This is a genomic window from Bradyrhizobium diazoefficiens (assembly GCF_016612535.1).
In the GTDB taxonomy this organism is placed as follows: domain Bacteria; phylum Pseudomonadota; class Alphaproteobacteria; order Rhizobiales; family Xanthobacteraceae; genus Bradyrhizobium; species Bradyrhizobium diazoefficiens_C.
Genome location: NZ_JAENXS010000002.1, coordinates 180712 through 203540 on the forward strand (window position 1 = coordinate 180712; position 22829 = coordinate 203540).

19 protein-coding genes and 2 tRNA genes are annotated in these 22829 nt (G+C 64.1%); 14 read left to right on the forward strand and 7 right to left on the reverse strand.

Translation table 11 applies throughout. The features are described 5' to 3' along the window. Positions 1-66 precede the first annotated feature (66 nt). Positions 67-405 (reverse strand): P-II family nitrogen regulator, encoded by a 339-nt coding sequence (locus JJE66_RS17550; protein WP_007603495.1) that lies wholly within the window; start codon positions 403-405, stop codon positions 67-69. A 376-nt stretch (positions 406-781) separates the two neighbouring features. On the opposite strand from JJE66_RS17550, the gene JJE66_RS17555 reads away from it, so the two are divergent. The 4 genes from JJE66_RS17555 to JJE66_RS17570 are packed head-to-tail and all read left to right on the forward strand — an operon-like array spanning position 782 to position 3340. Continuing rightward, positions 782-2281 carry an NAD(P)H-hydrate dehydratase gene (locus JJE66_RS17555; protein WP_200515568.1) on the forward strand — a complete coding sequence of 500 codons (1500 nt, stop codon included), beginning with the start codon at positions 782-784 and terminating at the stop codon, positions 2279-2281. Then, positions 2281-2730: a GNAT family N-acetyltransferase gene (locus JJE66_RS17560; RefSeq protein ID WP_200515569.1), complete on the forward strand. Its 450-nt coding sequence runs from the start codon at positions 2281-2283 to the stop codon at positions 2728-2730. Before JJE66_RS17555 ends, JJE66_RS17560 begins: the two co-directional genes overlap by 1 nt. A 24-nt stretch (positions 2731-2754) precedes the next feature. Beyond that, a complete protein-coding gene (locus tag JJE66_RS17565; protein ID WP_200515570.1) occupies positions 2755-3051 on the forward strand; it encodes a type II toxin-antitoxin system RelE/ParE family toxin in 297 nt (98 codons plus the stop codon). A gap of 1 nt (position 3052) precedes the next feature. After that, on the forward strand, positions 3053-3340 hold the full coding sequence (locus JJE66_RS17570; protein WP_200515571.1) for an addiction module antidote protein: 288 nt from the start codon (positions 3053-3055) through the stop codon (positions 3338-3340). Between the two features lie 10 nt (positions 3341-3350). On the opposite strand, the gene JJE66_RS17575 is transcribed toward JJE66_RS17570, so the two are convergent. After that, on the reverse strand, positions 3351-4667 hold the full coding sequence (locus tag JJE66_RS17575) for a multicopper oxidase family protein (protein ID WP_200515572.1): 1317 nt from the start codon (positions 4665-4667) through the stop codon (positions 3351-3353). Positions 4668-4820: 153 nt separating this feature from the next. Between JJE66_RS17575 and JJE66_RS17580 the strand changes: the two genes are divergently transcribed. From JJE66_RS17580 to JJE66_RS17625, 10 genes are all read left to right on the forward strand, one after another. Continuing rightward, positions 4821-4905: transfer RNA gene (locus JJE66_RS17580), tRNA-Leu, on the forward strand. 183 nt (positions 4906-5088) lie between these two features. Further along, positions 5089-6450 (forward strand): trigger factor, encoded by a 1362-nt coding sequence (tig, locus tag JJE66_RS17585; RefSeq protein ID WP_200515573.1) that lies wholly within the window; start codon positions 5089-5091, stop codon positions 6448-6450. Between the two features lie 294 nt (positions 6451-6744). Then, positions 6745-7377: an ATP-dependent Clp protease proteolytic subunit gene (locus JJE66_RS17590; protein WP_200515574.1), complete on the forward strand. Its 633-nt coding sequence runs from the start codon at positions 6745-6747 to the stop codon at positions 7375-7377. Between the two features lie 462 nt (positions 7378-7839). Further along, positions 7840-9111: an ATP-dependent Clp protease ATP-binding subunit ClpX gene (clpX, locus tag JJE66_RS17595; protein ID WP_200515575.1), complete on the forward strand. Its 1272-nt coding sequence runs from the start codon at positions 7840-7842 to the stop codon at positions 9109-9111. Between the two features lie 320 nt (positions 9112-9431). Beyond that, a complete protein-coding gene (gene lon / locus JJE66_RS17600) occupies positions 9432-11855 on the forward strand; it encodes an endopeptidase La (protein WP_200515576.1) in 2424 nt (807 codons plus the stop codon). 69 nt (positions 11856-11924) lie between these two features. Next, positions 11925-12329 carry a GFA family protein gene (locus tag JJE66_RS17605; RefSeq protein WP_200515577.1) on the forward strand — a complete coding sequence of 135 codons (405 nt, stop codon included), beginning with the start codon at positions 11925-11927 and terminating at the stop codon, positions 12327-12329. Between the two features lie 60 nt (positions 12330-12389). Beyond that, positions 12390-12466: transfer RNA gene (locus JJE66_RS17610), tRNA-Val, on the forward strand. 73 nt (positions 12467-12539) lie between these two features. After that, a complete protein-coding gene (locus tag JJE66_RS17615) occupies positions 12540-12842 on the forward strand; it encodes a hypothetical protein (RefSeq protein WP_200515578.1) in 303 nt (100 codons plus the stop codon). Positions 12843-13447: 605 nt separating this feature from the next. Next, complete coding sequence (locus JJE66_RS17620; protein WP_200515579.1) at positions 13448-14866, forward strand: cytochrome P450; 1419 nt, start codon at positions 13448-13450, stop codon at positions 14864-14866. A 16-nt stretch (positions 14867-14882) separates the two neighbouring features. Then, positions 14883-15743 carry a class I SAM-dependent methyltransferase gene (locus tag JJE66_RS17625; protein ID WP_200515580.1) on the forward strand — a complete coding sequence of 287 codons (861 nt, stop codon included), beginning with the start codon at positions 14883-14885 and terminating at the stop codon, positions 15741-15743. 9 nt (positions 15744-15752) lie between these two features. Here the strand turns inward: JJE66_RS17625 and JJE66_RS17630 are convergent, their stop codons facing one another. From JJE66_RS17630 to JJE66_RS17650, 5 genes are read right to left on the reverse strand one after another with little or no spacing between them, the layout of a single operon-like run. Continuing rightward, entirely contained in the window at positions 15753-16727 is a 975-nt protein-coding gene (locus tag JJE66_RS17630; RefSeq protein WP_200515581.1) for a cation diffusion facilitator family transporter, read from the reverse strand. A 2-nt stretch (positions 16728-16729) separates the two neighbouring features. Next, positions 16730-19942 (reverse strand): efflux RND transporter permease subunit, encoded by a 3213-nt coding sequence (locus JJE66_RS17635; RefSeq protein WP_200515582.1) that lies wholly within the window; start codon positions 19940-19942, stop codon positions 16730-16732. Beyond that, positions 19935-20912 (reverse strand): divalent metal ion exporter adaptor subunit IhpB, encoded by a 978-nt coding sequence (gene ihpB / locus JJE66_RS17640; protein WP_200515583.1) that lies wholly within the window; start codon positions 20910-20912, stop codon positions 19935-19937. The genes JJE66_RS17635 and ihpB overlap by 8 nt, the downstream gene beginning before the upstream one ends. Beyond that, complete coding sequence (gene ihpA / locus JJE66_RS17645; RefSeq protein ID WP_200515584.1) at positions 20909-22183, reverse strand: divalent metal ion exporter subunit IhpA; 1275 nt, start codon at positions 22181-22183, stop codon at positions 20909-20911. Before ihpA ends, ihpB begins: the two co-directional genes overlap by 4 nt. Positions 22184-22239: 56 nt before the next feature. Next, on the reverse strand, positions 22240-22605 hold the full coding sequence (locus tag JJE66_RS17650; RefSeq protein WP_200515585.1) for a hypothetical protein: 366 nt from the start codon (positions 22603-22605) through the stop codon (positions 22240-22242). Positions 22606-22829: the final 224 nt, after the last annotated feature.

The following is a 22829-nucleotide window of genomic DNA, read 5'->3' on the forward strand; positions in this document are numbered from 1 at the left end:
AAATCAGGCCGCCGAAGCAGCCTTATTTCTTGTCAGAGTGTCGCAAAATGCGGGATAGCACCCGGCTCAGATAGCGTCCAGCCCGGATTCACCGGTTCGGATGCGGATCGCCTCTTCGATATTGGAGACGAAAATCTTGCCGTCGCCGATGCGCCCGGTTTGCGCGGCGCGACGGATCGCGTCGATCGCACGCTCGACCAGGTCGTCGCCGATCACGATCTCGATCTTCACTTTGGGCAGGAAGTCGACAATGTATTCTGCGCCGCGGTAGAGCTCGGCATGACCCTTCTGGCGACCAAAACCCTTGGCCTCGGTCACGGTGATGCCCTGCAGGCCGACTTCCTGAAGCGCTTCCTTCACCTCGTCGAGCTTGAACGGCTTGATGATGGCTTCGATTTTCTTCACTGCGCGCCTCCCGGCCTTTCGATCAAATAGCAACGTCTACGTCAGGATGCGCTTATCTCACGCACGATCTTGTCTTCGTCATGCCGCGACCCCTGACCGGTCCGGCAACGGCCGGCCACACCCTGATAATGCCAGCGAGCACGACGAACCGAAGCGGCTTCCTCGAAAGCAGGGTCTATGCCAAGTTGCAAATGCCCTGATTATTGGAGCGTTATCAGCCTTTTAACGAGCATCTCTGATAGGTGGAGCCGATTGCTCAAAATAGCGAAGACTACGGAATAGGCAAACAGTTCAATCGCTGTGCAGACCAAGGTTTCGTGTTTCGGAACGGCACAGGAAATGCCTCTTGAAAAGGCGTTTGTACCAGGGAAGTGGCATGGAAGTTCTGACCAACGCTGAAATGCAGCGGGCCGACCAGCTCTCGATCGCGGCCGGCACGCCCGGTTTCAAGCTGATGCTGAGCGCGGGCCAGGCGGTCGCGGAGGCCGCCAACGCGCTGGTGGAGGAGGGGCCGATTCTGATCGTGGCCGGGCCCGGCAACAATGGCGGTGATGGTTTTGTCGCAGCCGCCGAGCTCGCCGCCCAGGGCCGCGAGGTCTCGGTGATCCTGATGTGCGAGCGCGACCAGCTTCAGGGCGACGCGGCCTCCGCCGCGCGCGGCTGGAAGCACCCGGTGCTGCCGTTCAATCCGCAGGCGATCGGAAGGCCTGCGCTGATCATCGATGCGCTCTTCGGTGCGGGCCTTAGCCGTTCCGTCGACGGCGAGGCGCGCGCGATGATCGAGGCGATCAATGCGAATGGTGCCACGGTGCTGGCCGTCGACCTGCCGAGCGGCATCAACGGCACCAGTGCGGCGGTGCTCGGCATCGCAGTCAACGCCACCGAAACCGTCACCTTCTTCCGCAAGAAGCCGGCGCATCTCTTGCTGCCCGGCCGCATGCATTGCGGCCATGTGCGCGTCGCCGACATCGGCATCGACGCACAGGTGCTCGACGAGATCGCGCCGCAGACCTTCGAGAACGATCCGGATTTCTGGGGCGATGCCTTTCCGGTGCCGCGCATCGACGGCCATAAATACGCGCGAGGCCATGTGCTGGCGGTCTCCGGCGATGCGGCCGCGACCGGTGCTGCGCGACTTGCCGCCCGCGGCGCGTTGCGCGCCGGCGCGGGCCTGGTGACGCTGGCGACCCCGCGCGATGCGCTCGCGATCAATGCGGCCGCGCTCACGGCCGTGATGGTTCGTCCCGTCGACACCGTCGTCGAGTTCGCCGAGCTCCTCGGCGACAAGCGCTACAATACCTGCATGATCGGTCCCGGCGCCGGCGTGGGCGATCGCACCTGCGATATCGTTCACACCGCGGTCACAGCGCAGCGCCACGTCGTGCTCGACGCGGATGCGCTGACGAGCTTTGCCGCAAATCCCGAGCGGCTGTTTGAAACGATCAAGTCCTCGCCCGATGCGCGGGTCGTGCTGACGCCGCATGAAGGCGAGTTTCCGCGGCTATTCTCCGACCTCAGCAACAAATATCCGGGACGCTCGAAGCTCGAGCGCGTGCGTGCCGCCGCCGAGCGCTCCGGCGCCGTCGTGCTCTTGAAGGGCCCGGACACCACGATCGCCGCGCCCGACGGCCGCGCCACCATCGCCGCCAACGCGCCGCCCTGGCTTGCCACCGCCGGCGCCGGCGACGTGCTCGCCGGCATCATCGCAGGGCTCCTGGCGCAAGGCGTGCCGGCATTCCAAGCCGCCAGCATCGGCGTGTGGATGCACGGCGAGTCGGGCAGCGAGGCAGGGCCCGGGCTGATCGCGGAGGACCTGACGGAGACGCTGCCGGCCGTGCACCGGCGGATCTATAACGCGCTCGGGATCGAGTACTGATGCTCAGGCTGCTCGCGCTCGCCGACATGAGCGCGGCGGCGCAGGTCCACCGAATCGCGTTTGACCATGCAATGCCGTGGCTCGTCGGGCTGCACACGCCGGACGAGGATCGCTGGTTTTATCGCGACCGTATCTTTGCAACCTGCCATGTGTGGGGACATTTCGATGAGGATGTGCTCAACGGCATCATCGCCTTCCGTGACGGCTGGCTCGAGCAGCTCCATGTGCTTCCGGTAACCCAGCGCCGTAACGTCGGCACCGACCTTCTCAACGTCGCCAAAGGCGTCTGCGAACGGTTGGAGCTCTGGACCTTCCAGCGCAATGCGCCTGCGCGGCAATTCTATGAAGCGCGCGGGTTCACACTGGCTGAGGAAACTGACGGAGCGCGGAACGAGGAAGGGGAGCCCGACGCCCGGTACGTCTGGACGCGCGGACCACTTGATTCGTGATCAATTGTAGTCTACAAACTACATGTGGTTGAGATCAAGCAGACCGAAACGTTTCGGAAGTGGCGATCGCGTCTCCATGATGAGCGTGCCCGAGCGCTGATTGCATCGCGATCGGATCGGTTGGCTCAAGGACACCCAGGCGATGTCGAGCCCGTGGGCAATGGAATAAGCGAACTGCGGATCCATCACGGTCCTGGCTATCGCATCTACTTTCAGAAGCAGGGCAACACGATCATCGTCTTGCTGTGCGGTGGCGACAAGAGCACGCAGGCGAAAGACATCAAGGCAGCCAACCGTCTTGCCGAGATGTGGAGCAATTGAGATGGGCGAGAAGCTGACGAATTACGATCCGGCCGAGGACCTTCAGTCCAACGAGGCCATTGCTGTGTTCATGGAAGAAGCCTTCAAGACCGAGGATGCCGCCTATATCGCGCACGCGCTTGGCGTCGTGGCCCGAGCGAAGGGGATGACGCTGATCGCCAAGGAGACAGGTCTTTCCCGCGAGCAGCTCTATCGCTCGTTCAGCACCAACGGCAATCCGACGCTTAAAACCACGATAGCCGTGATGAGGGCGCTCGGTATCGAACTCACGGCCAAGCCGCACGCTTAGTCGGCGCGCCTCATTCCACCCCGTACCACCTGACCAGCCGCGGCGCGGCCCAATCCGTCACGACGGATTCGATCAACCATCGCCCCGCCGAGGTCGCGGCGAAGGCGATGCGCTGGGTCTGGCCGGGTTCGATGGCGAGCGTATCGAGCCAGTAGGGTTTCCAGCCGTCGTCGAGCCGGTCGAGCAGGCGGAAGTGATGGCCGTGCAGGTGGAAGACTGTAGTGACGGTGGCGGGGTTCTTCAGGGCCAGCACGACGGTCCGGCCGGTCTTGGCGCGGAAGGCCGGGGCGGAGACGGTGGAGAAATTGGCGGACCGGGTCCAACCGGCGTCCCTCGCGTCAAGCGCGACATCGAACCGCAGGGCACCTTTCAGGTCGAGTTTTTCGGGAAGGCCGTTCGGAGGCAGCGGCTGTGGCGCCGGTAGCGGCGTGCGCCGCTCCAGCTTCCCGGAGACCACGAGACGCCCGACCGGACACGCCTTCTTGCCGTCATGCAGCACGAGTGCGGCCGATGTGGCCGCTTCCACAAAGGCGTCGGCGCGCGCGCCGGGGGCCAGCACCAGAGCGCCGTTGCGCGCCGGGAACGGCTCGGCCGGCTGTCCGTCGAGGGCCATCACCTGGACCGCGTGATCCTCTAATTTGATCGCCAGAACAGAACGTTGCGAGCCATTGATGAAGCGCAGCCGGAGCCGCTCGCCGGCGGTGGCTGAGAGTTCGAATGAAGTCTCCCCGTTAATCGTGTAGAGCGGTGCTGTCCCAGTCGGGTCCCGGCCGGGCGGAAGCGCGGTGCCGTCCGGCCTCAGGCGCCATTCCTCGATCAGGAGAACCTCGTCACGATCGACCGCGACCGGAGGTGTCTCGGTCGCGATGATCGGGAGCGGGCGCGCGGGCTCTCTCAGGCGGTCTTCGAAGAGGCGGAAGTCGGCCAGCAAAGTTCCCGCGTTTGGTATTGAAATAATTGATGTTTCAGTCGAGTCCGGGGCGACGGGTGCGCGTCCCCGCAGCGGATCTGGGAAGGCCGCGCCAGTGAGGCCGTACCAGACTGGCGCAAGCGGAACGGGCAGGTCGTTTCGAAACACCACTTCGCAGCGGTCGCCGCGCTTGAAACGGACGTTCCCGATATGGCTTGCGGCGACCAGCTCCCAGACCGGTGTAATTGGCTGAGCCGGTCGCAGAACCAGTGTTGCCGGCCGGGCCTGAAGGAGGACCTGTGCGGTCATCAGCGGGCCCGCGCCGCCGGCCATCAACCCGGCCGCGGAGGTCCTCAGTGAGGCGCCAAGTGCGGCCAAAACCTCACGCCGATTAGGGTCGAAAATCCGCGGTTTCATGGTCCGATCCGGACCACGCCGCGCTGGATAAGTCCAGCCGTCGTGCCTACTTGAAGCCTGCCTCCATCAGGCCATTTTTTTGCTGCGAACAGGCGGGCACATGCTATAAGCCCGCCGCCCGCGGCATCGCGGCCGGTCTTGATGCAAATTTACGCGGGCGTGGCGGAACTGGTAGACGCGCTGGATTTAGGTTCCAGTGACGAAAGTTGTGGGGGTTCGAGTCCCTCCGCCCGCACCAAGCGCTTTCAGCGTTTGCACGGATTACCGAAGAGCCGGCTCCTTGCGGATGTTTTCCGTACGGATCTGGCTCTGATTGAACCCACCGGCGCAGGGGGCGTTTGGCCTCGCGCGCCGGACCGATTGATGACAGCGTCCCGACGCGCGAGCGTGCCGGGACCGAACGAGAAGAAGATTGGACGCCATGCAGGTCACAGAAACCCTCTCGGAAGGATTGAAGCACGAGTTCAAGATCAGCGTTCCCGCGTCTGATCTCGACGCCAAGGCTGGCGCGAAGCTCGTTGACCTCAAGGACAAGGTCCGCCTCAACGGCTTTCGTCCCGGCAAGGTGCCGGTCAACCACCTGAAGAAGGTCTATGGCCGTTCGGTGATGGCCGAGACCATCGACCAGACCATCCGCGACACCAACACCCAGTTGTTCTCCGAGCGCGGCTTCAAGCTCGCGACCGAGCCGAAGATCACCATGCCGACCGAGCAGGCCGAGGTCGAGGAGCTGCTCAACGGCAAGTCGGACCTGACCTACACGGTCGCGATCGAGGTGGTGCCCGCCATCGCGCTTGCCGACTTCAAGACCTTCCAGGTCGAGAAGCCCGTCGCCGACGTGTCCGATTCGGATGTCGACGAGGCGATCAAGCGCATCGCCGACACCAACCGCGGCTATGCCGCCAAGGCCGAGGGCGAAAAGGCTGCCTCCGGCGACCGCGTCACCATCAACTTCAAGGGCACCATCAACGGCGAAGCCTTCGAGGGCGGCGCCGGCGAGGGCATCCAGGTCGCGATCGGCTCCAACACCTTCATTCCCGGGTTCGAGGAGCAGCTCATCGGCATCGGCGCGAACGAGACGCGCACGCTGAAAGTGTCGTTCCCCAAGAACTACATGAGCGAGAAGCTCGCCGGCCAGCCGGCCGAGTTCGAGACCACCGCGACGCTGATCGAGGCGCCGCAGGATCTCACCATCGACGACGAGTTCGCCAAGACGCTCGGCCTGGAATCGCTGGACAAGCTGAAGGAGGCTGCGCGCGAGCGGCTGGTTGCCGAGTACGCCGGTGCCACGCGCCAGCGCGTCAAGCGCGCGCTGCTCGATCGTCTCGACGAGGCGCATCGCTTCGAAGCACCGCCCTCGCTGGTCGACGAGGAGTTCAATCTGATGTGGAACTCGGTCAAGGCGGAGATGGACTCCGCCGGCAAGACCTTTGCCGACGAGGACACCACTGAAGACGCCGCCAAGGAGGAGTACCGCAAGATCGCCGACCGCCGCGTGCGTCTCGGCCTCGTGCTCTCCGAGATCGGCGAGAAGAACAAGATCACCGTGACCGACGACGAGGTCGGCCGCGCCGTGATCGAGCGCGCCCGCTCGATGCCCGGCCGCGAGAAGGAAGTCTGGGACTATTATCGCAACAATGCCCAGGCGCTGGCCCAGCTTCGTGCACCGATCTACGAGGACAAGGTCGTCGATTTCATCCTCGAACTCGCCAAGGTGACCGAGAAGAAGGTGTCGCGCGAGGACCTCTACAAGGACGACGAGGCGGAAAAGACCGCGGCCTGAAGGCTTTAAGAAAGCTTCCCATTAACGATGACGGGCGAAGAGGCCCAGCTAGCCAGATGGCCGGCTGGGCCTCTTCGCGAGAATCAGCTTCAAGTGCCGCAAAGGGCTCAGCGGATTAAGCCTTAATTCGCTCCGCACTTGTCTGGCGCGAATTGGGCTATATCTGTCGGTACCTACGCGTTCTACCTCTACCTACTTCCTGCATCACGGGACGTCCATCGGCCTTCCGGCAAATCCAGCCCAACTGGCTAGCCAAGACTGGCGATGTCCGCCTCTAAAAACCCTAGGTGACTCATGCGCGATCCGGTTGAAACCTACATGAACCTCGTGCCCATGGTGGTCGAGCAGACCAACCGTGGCGAGCGCGCCTACGACATTTTCTCGCGCCTTCTGAAGGAGCGCATCATCTTTCTGACCGGGCCGGTCGAGGACGGCATGTCGACGCTGGTCGTCGCGCAGCTGCTGTTCCTTGAAGCGGAAAATCCGAAGAAGGAAATCTCGATGTACATCAACTCGCCCGGCGGCGTGGTCACGTCGGGCCTTGCGATCTACGACACCATGCAGTTCATCCGTCCGCCGGTCTCGACCCTGTGCACGGGACAGGCTGCGTCGATGGGTTCGCTGCTGCTCGCCGCCGGCGAAAAGGACATGCGCTTCTCGCTGCCGAACGCGCGCATCATGGTGCATCAGCCCTCCGGCGGTTTCCAGGGCCAGGCCACCGACATCATGCTGCACGCCCAGGAAATCCTGAACCTGAAGAAGCGGCTCAACGAGATCTACGTGAAGCACACCGGACAGACCTACAAGTCGATTGAGGACGCGCTGGAGCGCGACAAGTTCCTGACGGCCAACGACGCCAAGGAATTCGGTCTGGTCGATCGGGTCATCGACAAGCGCGCCGAGGAGCCGGCGGCGAAGCCGCAGTAACGCGACCGGGGTTGCAACATCGATCCCTGGGATTCCTCCTGGAATTCCTCGGGATCGTCAGGGCGACGTTGACGTTAACGGCGTCCTTCGCGAGGCGCAAAAAGACGAGTTTTGCGCCCTGCGGCAGGCAGAAAGTTCCGCTTTCGTGCTTGTTTTTCGTGGCAATCCAGCAACGCCGGGGTGATTTCGGTCACTTCGCCCGTGCGAAGGGGTGAAATCACGGTATTGTCACGGGTAGCCAGCGGCCCCCCGATTAGCGAATTCTTGATAGTCGGGTGACAGCATGGTTGGCTACGCTTGATCGGCTATGATCGCGGAGAATCGAGAGGCCGTGATTCGCACGGGGATGTAACGCGTAGGGTCTTTTTTGGTACGGAATTTGCTCTATTTAAGTCCCTTACCCGCGAACGTATCGGGATGGGACGATCGAGCGGACGGATCGAACCGCGGACGGAGACATGAATGAGTAAGGTCGGCACGAGCGACTCCAAGAACACGCTATATTGCTCGTTCTGCGGCAAGAGCCAGCACGAAGTCCGCAAGTTGATCGCGGGTCCCACGGTCTTCATTTGCGACGAGTGCGTCGAGCTCTGCATGGACATCATCCGCGAGGAGAACAAGTCCTCGCTGGTGAAGTCGCGCGACGGGATTCCGACACCGAAGGAAATCTGCAAGGTTCTCGACGACTACGTCATCGGCCAGAGCCATGCGAAGAAGGTCCTGTCGGTCGCGGTGCACAACCACTACAAGCGCCTCAACCATCAGACCAAGCACAACGACGTCGAGCTCGCGAAGTCGAACATCCTGCTGATCGGTCCGACCGGTTCGGGCAAGACGCTGCTCGCGCAGACGCTCGCCCGCATCCTGGACGTACCGTTCACGATGGCGGATGCGACCACGCTGACCGAAGCCGGCTATGTCGGTGAGGACGTCGAGAACATCATCCTGAAGCTGCTCCAGGCCGCCGACTACAATGTCGAGCGCGCCCAGCGCGGCATCGTCTACATCGACGAAATCGACAAGATCAGCCGCAAGTCAGACAATCCCTCGATCACGCGCGACGTGTCGGGCGAGGGCGTGCAGCAGGCGTTGCTGAAGATCATGGAAGGCACCGTGGCTTCGGTCCCGCCGCAGGGCGGCCGCAAACATCCGCAGCAGGAATTCCTGCAGGTGGACACTACCAACATCCTGTTCATCTGCGGCGGTGCGTTCGCCGGCCTCGAGAAGATCATCTCGGCGCGCGGTCGGTCGACCTCGATCGGTTTCGCCGCCCAGGTGATGGCGCCGGAAGATCGCCGCACCGGCGAGATCTTCCGTCACGTCGAGCCTGAGGATCTCCTGAAGTACGGCCTCATCCCCGAGTTCGTCGGCCGCCTGCCGGTTGTGGCGACGCTCGAGGACCTGGACGAGGCTTCGCTGAAGAAAATCCTGACCGAGCCGAAGAACGCGCTGGTGAAACAGTACCAGCGGCTGTTCGAGATGGAGAACATCGAGCTGACCTTCGCCGACGAGGCGCTCGGCGCGGTCGCCCGCAGGGCGATCGAGCGCAAGACCGGCGCGCGTGGTCTGCGTTCGATCCTCGAGGCGATCCTGCTCGAGACCATGTTCGACCTGCCGGGCCTCGAAGGTGTGGAAGAAGTCGTGATTTCCCGCGAAGTGGTGGAAGGAACGGCGCGTCCGCTCTACATCTACGCCGATCGGTCCGATCGTGCCGTCGAGAACGCCAGCGCCTGATTTTGCGGCGCTGGAACGCTCCAAACGTCCTTGAAAGTAGCGGCTGCGGATGTCCTCCGCAGCCGGTGTTGCGTCGCTTACCCTGTGCGTAAGCGCCTGATGGCGCGCGTTTTTCAATGACTTGACACCCCCCGGGTCGATAGCCACCTAATGTCGGCGGCGAGCGAGAATTCTCTTCAAGATTCGCCTCAGTTCCGATCCGGCAAGCCCGGTCCAACCTTCGCAAGGTAGACCGGTTTGTGGATCACCTCGGCACCTTGTGGGGTTGCGCATGAGAGAAGCGGACTGCGTGCGAGGGGGCAAAGCAAAAGGAAAAGGCCATGACTAATCCCAAACCCCGGCCAACCATCGTTCATGGCGAGACGCACGCTTATCCCGTGTTGCCGCTGCGCGATATCGTCGTCTTCCCGCACATGATCGTTCCGCTCTTCGTCGGTCGCGAGAAGTCAATCCGCGCGCTCGAGGAGGTGATGAAGAACGACGCACTGATCATGCTCGCGACGCAGAAGAACGCGTCCGACGATGATCCGGCGCCCGATGCCATTTACGAGACCGGGACGCTTGCCAGCGTGCTGCAGCTCTTGAAGCTTCCCGACGGCACCGTGAAGGTGCTGGTCGAAGGGCTCGAGCGTGCGCGCGTGCAGAAATACACCGATCGCGCCGACTATTACGAAGCCACCGCCGTGGCGCTCGCCGACACCGATGCGAAGTCGGTCGAGGCGGAAGCGCTGTCGCGTTCGGTCGTGTCCGACTTCGAGAGCTATGTGAAGCTCAACAAGAAGATCTCGGCCGAGGTCGTCGGCGTCGTGCAGGCGATCACCGATTTCGCCAAGCTCGCCGACACGGTTGCCTCGCATCTCGCTGTCAAGATCGCGGATCGCCAGGGCATCCTGGAGACGCTGTCCGTCACCACGCGCCTGGAGAAGGTGCTGGGCCTGATGGAGAGCGAGATCTCGGTGCTGCAGGTCGAGAAGCGCATCCGCTCGCGCGTCAAGCGCCAGATGGAGAAGACCCAGCGCGAGTATTATCTCAACGAGCAGATGAAGGCGATCCAGAAGGAACTCGGCGACGACGACGGTCGCGACGAGCTCGCCGATCTCGAAGAGAAGATCTCCAAGACCAAGCTCTCCAAGGAGGCGCGCGAGAAGGCGCAGCATGAGCTGAAGAAGCTGCGCCAGATGTCGCCGATGTCGGCGGAAGCGACCGTCGTGCGCAACTATCTGGATTGGCTGTTGTCGATTCCGTGGAACAAGAAGTCCAAGGTGAAAAAGGATCTGGAAGCCGCGCAGGCGGTTCTGGATGCCGATCACTACGGGCTCGAGAAGGTCAAGGAACGCATCGTCGAGTATCTCGCGGTGCAGTCGCGTGCCAACAAGCTGACCGGGCCAATCTTGTGCCTCGTCGGGCCTCCCGGCGTCGGCAAGACCTCGCTCGGCAAGTCGATCGCGAAGGCGACGGGGCGGGAATTCGTGCGCGTCTCGCTCGGCGGCGTGCGCGACGAGGCCGAGATCCGCGGTCATCGCCGCACCTATATCGGCTCGATGCCGGGCAAGATCATCCAGTCGATGCGCAAGGCGAAGTCGTCCAATCCGCTGTTCCTGCTGGACGAGATCGACAAGATGGGCGCCGATTTCCGAGGCGATCCGTCCTCCGCTCTGCTCGAGGTCCTCGACCCCGAACAGAATGCGACCTTCAACGACCACTATCTCGAGGTCGACTACGATCTGTCCAACGTGATGTTCATCACGACCGCGAATACGCTCAATATTCCGGGCCCGCTGATGGACCGCATGGAGATCATCCGGATCGCGGGCTACACCGAGAACGAGAAGGTCGAGATCGCGCGCAAGCACCTGATCCCGAATGCGGTGTCCAAGCACGGTCTGGACTCCAAGGAGTTCTCGATCGACGACGACGCGCTGCTGTTGCTGATCCGCCGCTACACCCGCGAAGCGGGCGTGCGTAATCTGGAGCGCGAGCTGTCCACACTCGCCCGCAAGGCGGTGAAGGAGCTGATGATCTCCAAGAAGAAGTCGGTCAAGGTCACCGAGAAGACGCTGGAAGAGTTGCTCGGCGTGCCGAAGTACCGCTACGGCGAGATCGAAAGCGAGCCGCAGGTCGGCATCGTCACCGGCCTGGCCTGGACCGACGTCGGCGGCGAATTGCTGACGATCGAAGGCGTCATGATGCCCGGCAAGGGCAAGATGACGGTCACGGGCAACCTGCGCGACGTGATGAAGGAATCGATCTCGGCGGCGGCGTCCTATGTCCGCTCGCGCGCGATCGTCTATGGCATCGAGCCGCCGCTATTCGACCGCCGCGACATCCACGTGCACGTGCCGGAAGGCGCGACGCCGAAGGACGGTCCGTCGGCGGGCGTGGCGATGGCCACCGCGATCATCTCGGTTATGACCGGCATTCCGGTCCGCCATGATGTTGCGATGACCGGCGAGATCACGCTGCGCGGCCGCGTGCTGCCGATCGGCGGTCTGAAGGAGAAGCTGCTCGCCGCTGCCCGCGGCGGCATCAAGACGGTGCTGATCCCCGAGGACAACGCCAAGGATCTCACGGAGATTTCCGATGCGATCAAGGGCGGCATGGAGATCATCCCGGTCTCCCGTCTCGACGACGTCGTCGCCAAGGCGCTGGTGAAGAAGCCGGTGCCGATCGTGTGGGAAGAGGACACCAAGGTGACGGTGAAGCCGGACGGCGACGAAGCCGCCGGCGGCCTGACCGCTCACTGAGCTCGCAATTCGAAAAGATGATAAAACGGCGCCTTCGGGCGCCGTTTTTGTTTTGAGGAAGGGGATGCGATGCAGGTCGACGGTCACTGTCATTGTGGGCAGATCACCTTTGAAGCCGAGATCGACCCTGAGATGGTATCGGTCTGCCATTGCCGCGACTGCCAGACCCTGAGCGGATCGCCGTTCCGGGTTACCGCGATCTGCACCGCTGCCGACGTTAAGCTGACCGCCGGCACGCCCAAGATCTACGGCAAGCGAGGCGACAACGGTCGGATGCGCTTCCAGCACTTCTGCGCCGATTGCGGTTCCCCGCTGTTCACCAGCGGCGAGGGTGACCAGGCCGACGATTGGGGCATCCGCTGGGGCTCGATCCGCCAGCGCGACAAATTGCGGCCCGCGCGGCAGATCTGGTGCCAGTCGGCTGCGGTATGGATCGACGCGGTGCCGCTGCTGCCGGGGAGGCCGCAGGATTGAGGCGCCGTCATCGGATCGGCTCTTGCCCCTCCGGGGCCCCTAAGGCTAAACAGGCGGCGAGGGCGGTTAGCTCAGCTGGTTAGAGCATCTCGTTTACACCGAGAGGGTCCGCGGTTCGAATCCGTGACCGCCCACCAGAATTCGTCCAACGGCCTAAGCCCGACCTGCGAAAGAATCTAACATAGAGCCGCCACAGAATTCTCGGCTCGAGTGACAGCACTCCGCGACGGTGTTCTAAATATCGAAAGCGCTCGCAGGAGCGGAAAGCATGCCTTCGTAAAGCCCCAGATTGCCGAACTGCTAAACGAGAGCGACGTCGAGCAAAAACTCATCTACCCGCTTTTGACGGCGGAGGCACCGTATGGCTTTGAAATTCCTAAGGAGAACATCTTCACCAAAAGAAATGTCCGAAGATTTCTTATTGGGAAGGGAACGGCACAGAAAAGCTACTTCCCAGACTACCTTATCGTTCGGGCCGGCCTCGCACTTATGTATCGCGTGATGGCTAGATGATGCCTAATAGCGCGATCTGGGAGCCGCTTCCGTCAGGATTGCGGCTCTTTTTATTTGATTGGTCGCTTCGACGAATTTGAATCTCTTGGCCTTGAAGTGCTCAGCTGCACACCTTTGAAATTCTTGCTCTGGTATGCGGCGCGCCCATGTGGGGAGGATTTTGAGTTCGTCAGTTGTTCGGAATTTCCGATTCATGGCCGGGCGACGACGCGCAAAGCGCCGGCAAGGCGGTCGGCGACAACGTGCACGTCATGGCCGGCGGTCTGGTCATCGCGGACGTCGAGTCGCATGGGCGGAAATCCGGCGCGCCTCGTCAAAGGGATTTAGAGACGACCCGAAATGTCGGCGGTCGGGCCGGCGGAGTCGGGGCGTTCGCCTTCGCAGAAGAGCGGGTGATACGCATCTTCACGGGCCCCGCGTCGCGCGGCGCTCTGGATCGATGTCGTGGCCGGACTGCGGCGCCGACCAACGACTTGTCCCAGCTTACGACTTGTGCCAGCTTACTAAGGCGGGCGATTTTCAACATCCCGCTGGACGCCGTTTGGAACTCCGGCGAAATTCAGGCCTTGTCTGAGATTGTTTCCCAATTCTTTGTTGCCAATTCAATGCTTCGTATCTCTGATGGTGACATTGCGCAGGGTTATTGCCCGCCGGCGCCGCGACCGCCGGAACAGAGATTGCGGCTGTTCGCCTTGCTCGCGACGCTGAAGCGCAATCCTCTGGAATGCTGGAGCGCGGAGTTCTTTCGCGAGCCGATCGCGAAGGTGAAGCTGCCGTTCGCGGACGCGTTCCTGGTGCACGATCCCGTGGCCATCAAGCGCGTGCTGGTCGACAATGCCGGCAATTATCGCAAGGACCCGATCCAGCGGCGCATCCTCGCAACCGGGCTCGCGGACGGCCTTCTGAGCGTCGAGGGCGCGCGCTGGGAGGCGCAACGGCGGATGCTGGCGCCGCTGTTTGCACGGCGCACGGTAACGTCATTCACGGCTGCGATGCTGGCAGCGGCCGATCGTCTGGCGGAGAGGTGGCGCCGCCTTGAACCGAACGCGACCGTCGACATCGCGGCGGAGATGACGCTCATCACGCTGAACGTACTCGCACTCACCATCTTCTCCGATGGCATCGCCGGCGATTACGACGAGTTTCGCGAGGCGATGAATGCCTATTTCGCCGTGATCGGACGCATCGGCGTGCTCGACCTGCTTGGCGCGCCCCAATTCGTGCCGCGGCCGGGGCAGCGCCGTCTGCGCCGGACCATGGGCTATTTCGAGGGTGTCATCGATCAGCTCATCGCTACGCGGTGGAGGCGACTTGCGTCCTTGCCGGCGGGCGAGGGGCCTTCCGATCTCCTGACATTGCTGTTGCGCGCACTCGATCCCTCGACCGGGCAATCGATGTCGCTTCCCGAAGTGCGCTCCAACATCCTCACTTTCCTGTCGGCGGGCCATGAGACCACGGCGAATACGTTGGCGTGGTCGATCTTTCTGTTGTCGCAGGCGTCCGACTGGCGCGCCCGGGTGCGGGAGGAGGCCGCGCGCGAGCTGACGGGGCCGGTGGAAGGGATGGCCGACCGGCTCGTGGTGACACGGGCCGTGGTCGAGGAAGCGCTGCGGCTCTATCCGCCGATTGCCGCGCTGAGCCGGATGGCAAAGTGCGCGGACACGCTTGGCGGCGTCGAGGCGAAGCCGGGGGCGCTGATCGTGATCGCCCCCTATGTGCTGCACCGTCATCGCCTGCTGTGGGACCGCCCGGATGCGTTCGACCCGTCGCGTTTCTTGCCGCAAAACCGCAGCGCGGTCGCGCGCTTCGCCTATCTTCCGTTCGGCGTCGGGCCGCGCATCTGCATCGGCGCCTCCTTCGCGCTGCAGGAGGCGACCATCGTGCTCGCCGCGCTGACGCACCATTTCGACATCGCGTTGATGCCGGACGCCAAAGTTTGGCCGCTGCAGAAAATTACGCTACGACCCGCTCATGGACTGCCGATGCGCGTGACATCCCGCGATTGCAACGAGCAGGCTGCTTAGCGAAACAGAGGTTTTGATGGAACAGCCGAGCGGACACGCCGAGAATGCCGATCAGATCGCTTATTGGAACGGCCCCAGCGGGCAACGCTGGGCCGATCGCCACGCGGCGCAGGAGACGCTGCTCGGGCCGATCGCGGATGCCCTGATCGACCGCGCCAGGCCGAAGCCAGGCGAGCGCGTCATCGATGTCGGCTGCGGCTCCGGCGCGACCACGGTCGCGTTCGCGAAAGCGGTGGCGCCGAGCGGCTTCGCGCTCGGCCTCGACGTCTCCGATCCGATGCTGTCGCAGGCGCGGGCGATGGCGCCAAAGGGACTGCCGCTCGATTTCGTGCTGGCGGATGCGACGGTGCATCCGTTCGAGCCCGCAAGCTTCGACCTGCTCGCCTCGCGCTTCGGCGTGATGTTCTTCGCCGATCCCATCGTGTCCTTCAGCAACCTTCGCCGTGCGCTGAAGCCGACCGGACGGCTCGCCTTCGCCTGCTGGCGCGAGCCGAAGGAGAATCCGTGGATGATGGCGCCGCTGATGGCGGTCTACAAGCACGTGCCCAAAATGCCGCCGGTCGGACCGGAGGAGCCAGGCCCGTTCGCCTTTGCTTCAGAGGAGCGCGTGATGCGAATCCTCGAACGCGCGGGCTTCGTCGATGTGGCGATGGAGCCGCATGATCTCGCCATGGACATCGCCATCGGCGGCGGGCTCGAAGCCGCCGTCGACGGCTCGCTTCAGATCGGCCCGGCCAGCCGTGCGCTGCAAGGCCATCCGCCGGAGACGTACCAAGCCGCGAAGGCCTCGATCCGCGAGGCGCTCGCGCCGTTCTTGGAAGGACAGAGCGTGGCGCTGCAGGGCGCGATCTGGATCGTGACGGCGAGGGCGGCGTAGGCGCAAGCCTCACACCACATCATCCGGCGCCAGCGCGCAGCCATTGTCGGGATGGGTCTCGACCTGAAGCGTGGTGTGGCCGATGCGGAACGACGCTTTCAGCATTCGCGCCGTCTCCATCAGGAATGCATCACCGGTGCCCGCGGGCATCACGAGATGGCAGGTCAGCGCCGTCTCGGTGGTGGAGATCGGCCAGACGTGGAGATCGTGGATTGCCGAGACGCCTGGACGCGCCAGCAGGAAGGTCCTGATAGCGGCAAGGTCGGTGCCCTTGGGGGCCGCGGCCATCGACATGTCGATGGAGCCGCGGAGCAGGCTGGTCATGCTCCAGAGGATGCTCGCGCAAATGACGAGGCTGGTCACGGGATCGAGCCAGAGCCAGCCGGTCCAGATGATCAGTGCCGCCGAGACGACGACGCCGAGCGAGATCGCGGCGTCGGCCGCCATGTGCAAATAGGCGCCTTCGATGTTGATGTCGTCCTTGCGTCCGCTCGCGAACAGCATGGCGGTAAAACCGTTGACGAGGATGCCGATGCTGGCGACCACCATCACCGTTACGCCCGCAATCGGCTCCGGCTCGCGCAGGCGCAAAATAGCTTCCCAGCCGATCGCGCCGGTTGCGACCAGCAGGAATACGGCGTTGGCAAGCGCGGCCAGGATTGTGGAGGCGCGAAAGCCGTAGGTGAAGCGGCCGCTCGGCGCGCGCCGCGCCGCGATCGAGGCGCCCCAGGCCACGACCAGGCCGAGCACATCGCTGAGATTATGGCCGGCGTCGGCAAGCAGCGCGGTGGAGTTGCCGAGATAGCCGTAGACCGCTTCGGCTGCGACCAGCGCCGTGTTGAGCGTGATGCCGATCGCGAACGCCTTGCCGAAATTGGCGGGCGCATGGACATGCGCGTGGCCGTGGCCGTGGTCATGACCATGGTCATGCGCGTGATCGCCATGATCATGGTGGTGATGACCGTGATGGTCGTGGTTGCCCAAATCTAGCGCTCCCCGGACGCTGCCAAATCAGGCGCCATTGTAGGCGTTTCGCCCGCGCCGTCACGCCGGAACAGCAAATAGAGCGCCGGCAGCACCAAGAGTGTCAGCACCGTCGAGGAGATGATGCCGCCGATCACGACCGTCGCGAGCGGCCGCTGTACCTCGGCGCCGGCGCCCGTCGCAAGCGCCATCGGCACGAAGCCGAGGGAGGCGACCAGCGCGGTCATCAGCACCGGGCGCAGCCGTGTCAGTGCGCCTTCGCGGACGGCGTCCGCAACAGGGTGCCCCTCGCTGCGCATCCGCTCGATGAAGGCAATGATGACGAGTCCGTTGAGCACGGCGACGCCCGAGAGCGCGATGAAGCCGACGCCAGCGCTGATGGACAGGGGAATGCCGCGCAGCAGCAGCGCCGCGACGCCGCCGGTCAGCGCCAGCGGCACGCCGGAGAACACCAGCGCCGCATCTGCCGCCGATCCCATCCCCATGAACAGCAGCAGGAACACCAGTGCGAGCGCCACCGGCACCACGATGCTCAGCCGGTTGGTTGCGGAGACCAGCTGCTCGAATTGGCCGCCCCAGCCAATCCAGTAGCCCGGCGGCAGCTTGACCTTCTCGGCGACGGCGGCCTCGGCCTCAGTGACGAAGGAACGCAGGTCGCGGCCCCTGACATTGGTCATCACCACCACGCGGCGCTTGCCGTTCTCGCGGCTGATCTGATTGGGCCCCGGCGCGATCTCGATCGCTGCGACGGAGGAGAGGGGTACGTAACGCAGCGCCATGCCTTGCGCACCCGGCCAAGCAGTCTTCGTAACGGCTGCGATATCCTCGCCCGGCGGAAGCGGGATCGGCAGCGACTTGATCGCGTCCGGGTCGGCGCGCAGGCTTTCGGGCAGGCGGACCACGATGTCAAAACGGCGATCGCCCTCGAACAGCTTTCCCGCCGGCTTGCCGCCGATCGCGATCTCGACGAGATTTTGTACCTCGCTGAGGCTGAGCCCGTAGCGCAACAGCGCCTGGCGGTCGAGCTTGACGGTGAGGATCGGCAGGCCCGCAACCTGCTCGGTCTTGACGTCGGCCGCGCCCTCGATGCCGCGAATGACGCCGTTGACCTGTTGGGCAACATTGGCGAGCACGTCGAGATCGTCGCCGAAAATCTTGACGCCGACGTCGCTGCGGATGCCGGCGATGAGCTCGTTGAAGCGCATCTGGATCGGCTGGGTCATGCCATAGGCGGTTCCGGGCAGGGTGTTGGCGGCGCGTTCGATCTCCTCGATCACCTCGTTCTTCGGCTTTCGGGGATCGGGCCATTCCTCGCGCGGCCTCAGCGTGACATAGGTGTCGGCGACGTTCGGCGGCATCGGATCGTTGGCGATTTCTGCGGTGCCGACCTTGGAGAAAATGGTCGTCACCTCCGGCACCTGCCTGACTGCTTTCTCCAGCCGGAGCTGCATGTCGATGCTCTGGGTCAGGCTGGTGCCGGGAATCCGGATGGTCTCGATGGTGATGTCGCCTTCATCCAGGCTCGGGATGAACTCGCCGCCCATGCGCGTGGCGGCGAAGATGCTGCCGGCGACGATCAGGACGGCGCCGAGCGCGACGCTGCGGCGGTAGCGGATGGCGCGATCGAGCAGCGGCACGTAGAAGCGCTTGGCCGCGCGCATGAAGACGTTCTCCTTCTCCGAGACCTTGCCGGTGACGACAATAGCGACTGCGGCGGGGACGAAGGTGATCGACAGTAGCGCCGCGCCCGCGAGCGCCATCAGCACGGTCAGTGCCATCGGCGTGAACATCTTGCCTTCGGTCCCGGTCAGGGTGAGGACCGGCAGGTAGACCACGGCAATGATGAGCGTGCCGAACAGGCTCGGCTTGACGACCTCGCTGCTTGCGGCGCGGATGGTCTGGAGCCGTTCGTCGAGCGTCAGGAGTCGTCCGCGCCGGTGCTGCTCGGCAGCGAGCAGCCGCAGGCAGTTCTCGACGATGATGACCGCGCCATCGACGATGATGCCGAAGTCGATCGCGCCGAGGCTCATCAAATTGGCGCTGACCTTGCTCTCCACCATGCCTGATATCGTGAACAGCATGGAGAGTGGGATGACGCAGGCCGTGATGAGCGCCGCGCGGATGTTACCGAGGATCAGGAACAGCACCGCGATCACCAGCGCTGCGCCCTCGACGAGATTCCTTTCGACGGTCTGGATGGTCGCTTCCACCAGATGCGTGCGGTCGTAGACGGCGCGCGCGACCACGCCGTCGGGCAGCGATTTCGCGATCTCCTTGAGCCTTGTGGCCACACGCTGGGCCACCGTACGGCTGTTCTCGCCGATCAGCAGCATGGCAGTACCGAGCACGGTCTCCGTGCCGTTGGCCGAAGCCGCGCCACTGCGCAGGTCCTGGCCTTCCCGGACCTCCGCGACGTCGCGGATGCGCACCGGGACGCCGCCGCGTGAGCCGATCACGATGTCGCGAATCTCTTCGATATCAGCGACCTGGCCGGGCGCGCGGACGAGATATTGCTCGCCGTTGCGCTCGATATAGCCGGCGCCGACATTTGCATTGTTGGCGGCCAGCGCCGTCATGATGTCGCGGAAGCCGAGCTTGTAGGCCATCAGCCGGCCGGGGACCGGCAGCACGTGGAATTGCCGCTCATAGCCGCCGATCGAGTTGACCTCGATCACGCCGGGAATGGTGCGCAGCTGCGGCTTGATGATCCAGTCCTGGATGGTGCGCAGCTCCGTCGGCGTGAATTCGGCGCCGGTCGGCGACTTGGCGCCGGCCTTGGCTTCGACGGAGTAGACGTAGATCTCGCCGAGACCGGTCGAGATCGGTCCCATCGCGACCTCGACGCCGGCCGGCAGCTGGTCGCGTGCCTGTTGAATGCGCTCATTCACAAGCTGGCGCGCGAAATAAATGTCGGTGCCGTCCTGGAACACGACAGTGACCTGGCTCAGTCCGTAGCGCGAAATCGAGCGGGTGTAGTCGAGCCTCGGCAAGCCCGCCATCGCGGTCTCGATCGGGAAGGTGATGCGCTGCTCAGCCTCCAGCGGCGACAGGCCGGGCGCGCGCGTGTTGATCTGGACCTGGACGTTGGTGACGTCAGGCACCGCGTCGATCGGCAGGCGTGTGAAATTCCAGGCGCCGAAGGCACCGGCCGCGAGCGCGAGCAGCACCACCAGCCAGCGCTGGCGGATCGAGGCGGTGAGGAGCGCGTCAATCATGCTCGGCCTCCCCCTTGCCCATTTCCGCCTTTACGACAAAGCTGTTCTCGGCGACGTAGCGCTCGTTTGCCGAGAGCCCCGCGCGGACCTCCACGAAACGCGGATCGGCCTCTCCGAGCTCCACCGGGCGCGCCTCGATCTTGTCGTTGTCCTCGCGCACGAACACGATGGTCCTGTTTTCCAATGTCTGGATCGCGCTGCGGCGTACGGCGACCGCGACGTTGCGGGCGGCGAGGATCAGCCGCGCCGTGACGAACAGGCCAGGTCGTAAGCGTCCGTCGGGATTCGCCAGCACCACGCGGGCGAGCGCGGTCTGGGTCTCGCTGCTGCCGATCGGCGCCATATAGGAGATCGTGCCCCTGATCTCGCCCCGGCCGTCATCGGGATCGATCAGCACCTCGTCGTCGATGCGAACGCGTTTGAGGTCCTGCCGGTAGATCGACAGGTCGACCCAGATGGTCGAGAGATCGGCGACGACGAAAGCCGGCTTCTGCTCGGAGGCGTATTCGCCGAGCGAGATCTGCCGTTCGATGATGGTCCCGGCGATCGGGGCCTTCAGCTCGTAGACGGTGAGGCTCTGATTGCTCTCGATGGTGGCGAGCGGTTCGTCCTTGCCGACGTTGTCGCCGATGCGCTTCTGGATCGATTTGGCCAGACCCGGAAAGCGTGGCGTCACCTGCACCACGGCTTCCTGGTTGGCGCGCAAAATGCCGTTGAAAGACAGCGTATCGGTCAAAGTGGCGCTCGCCGCTGCCGCCAGCGTCACGCCGGCGGCGGCAAGCTTGACGTCGGAGATGCGGATGCGGTCGGCGCCATGTTCGTCCTGCTCGACATGGTCGTTCGGCTTTTCCGGCTTTTTGTCCGCGGCATGTTCGGTCGGCGCGACCTTGGCCGGCGCGAGCAGGGAATAGCCGTAAGCACCAAGCGCGGCGGCAACGATGGCGACGAGGATGGCGGAGGATGTCTTCATCGCGCGCTCTCCCGGGCCAGCGCAAATGGGTTGCCGACCAGGCCTTCGATGGTGGCAACCCCGGCATGGAAGTTCGAAAGCGCCTCCTGCTCGCGCAGCCGCGCCTGCGTCACGCTCGCCCGGGCGTCGAGCACTTCGAGCAGGGTGAAGCGGCCCTGGCCGTAGCCCTGCGAGATCGCCTCCACCGCTTCGCTCGCCTTGGGGATCGCGGTCTCGCGCAGCACTGCGAGCTCGCGCAGCGAGCCCTGGAGCGAGTCGTAGGCGCGGCCGGCGACCACGATCAGCGTGTTGCGGTTGGCCTCGCGCTCCGCCCGGGTCTTGGCGAGGCTTTCCTGCGCCGAGAGGATGTTGCCCTGGTTCTGATCGAACACGGGGATCGGCACCGAGACGGAGAGCCGCACGGCATCGTCATTGGTCTCGTTGAAATGGCGCCAGCCGGCGGCGATCCGCACGTCGGGATAGGGCCTGAGCCGCGCCAGCAACAGCTCGGCATTGCGCTGGGCATACACAGCGGTCCAGCGCACCAGCTGCGGATTGGCATCGATCGCGGCGACCACCGACTGGAATGTCGGGGGCTTGCCCATCGTCTCCAGCCTGCCGGAGACCTCGCCGAATTTCGCAGTGGGATCACCCATCAGCACCGCGAGCTCGCGCCGAGCGCTCGCCAGCGTCGCCTTGAAGCGCTCGCGGTCGGCCTTTACCAGCGCGGAGGCAACCTCGGCGCGGCCGGTCTCGGCGGTGGAGGAGGCGCCCGCCTCGACGCGGCGGCGGAGCAGCGGCGTCAGCTTGTCGATCGCCGTAATCTGTTCGTCGAGGATCTGGATGCGCCGCTGCGCGCCGAGCACGCCGAGGAAGGCGATCGCGGTCTCCGACAACACCTCCAGCCTGATGGCCTTGCGCTGGATCGCCGCGACTTCGATGCCGGCCGCGCCCGCGGCGATCCGTGCGTCGCGCTTGCCGAACAATTCAAATGCCTGGCTGATCTGGAGCGTGGTCTCGGCCGATCTGATGCCGCGATAGCTGCCGGACCCGAACGAATTGTCCTGCTCATAGGACAGTTCCGGATTGATGAGGGCGCCGGCCTGGATACGCTGGCCCGTGGCGATGCCGACATCGCGCTCCGCCGCGGTCAGGCGCGGGCTCGCGGCCAATGCCCGCGTGAGCGCGGCGCGCATGGTCAGGGTCTGGGCGTGTGCGTGCTGTGTCAGCCAGGGGCTGACGACAATCGCCATCGCGCACGCGAGGCGCGCAGCCGTTCGTCTGCAAGACATGAAGGTGACCTGTGAACAATAGCATCGTGGGCGCGCGTGGCGCCCGGCTGATCAGCTCAGGTCAGATGTTTGGGGGGCGGGGAGTCGGTATCGGGCGCGATGCCGATCAGCGCAGGCGCACGCTGCGGGACCGGCGCGGCAACGATGTCGCGCGTGGCTTCAGACTGCACCAGCTGCGTGACAGCAATGGAGAAACAGCCATGGCAGTGATGACCGCCGATGGCTTTGTGGTCACTGTGACCCGCTCCGCCGTCATCGAGCATCACGGCGATCTCAGAGCCGCCCGCGGGGCTGGTCACGTCGATATCGTGCGCGCCGTGCAGCGCGCCCGACAGCAGGTACATGCTTGCCACCAGCACAGCCACAAGCCCGCGCCAGTTGCGCTCGGACCAAAAGCTAAGAGGGCGGTAGGTTGCGACCATGAGGTTACTCAATCTGACCTGCCTGCGGTAGCACGGAGGCTGGAACAGTGTCGACCCGCAACATTGTTACGTGTGGGGAACTCGATGTCGCACGGGCCCAAGAGGAAAAGGCCCCAGCCCGGGGCTGACCGGCTGAGGCCTTTGTGCTCACAAACTTCATCCTTGGGACTTGCAGTGACAATTCAGGTCTCGCGGGTTCGTTCCCTGCGAACCACCGAAATTAG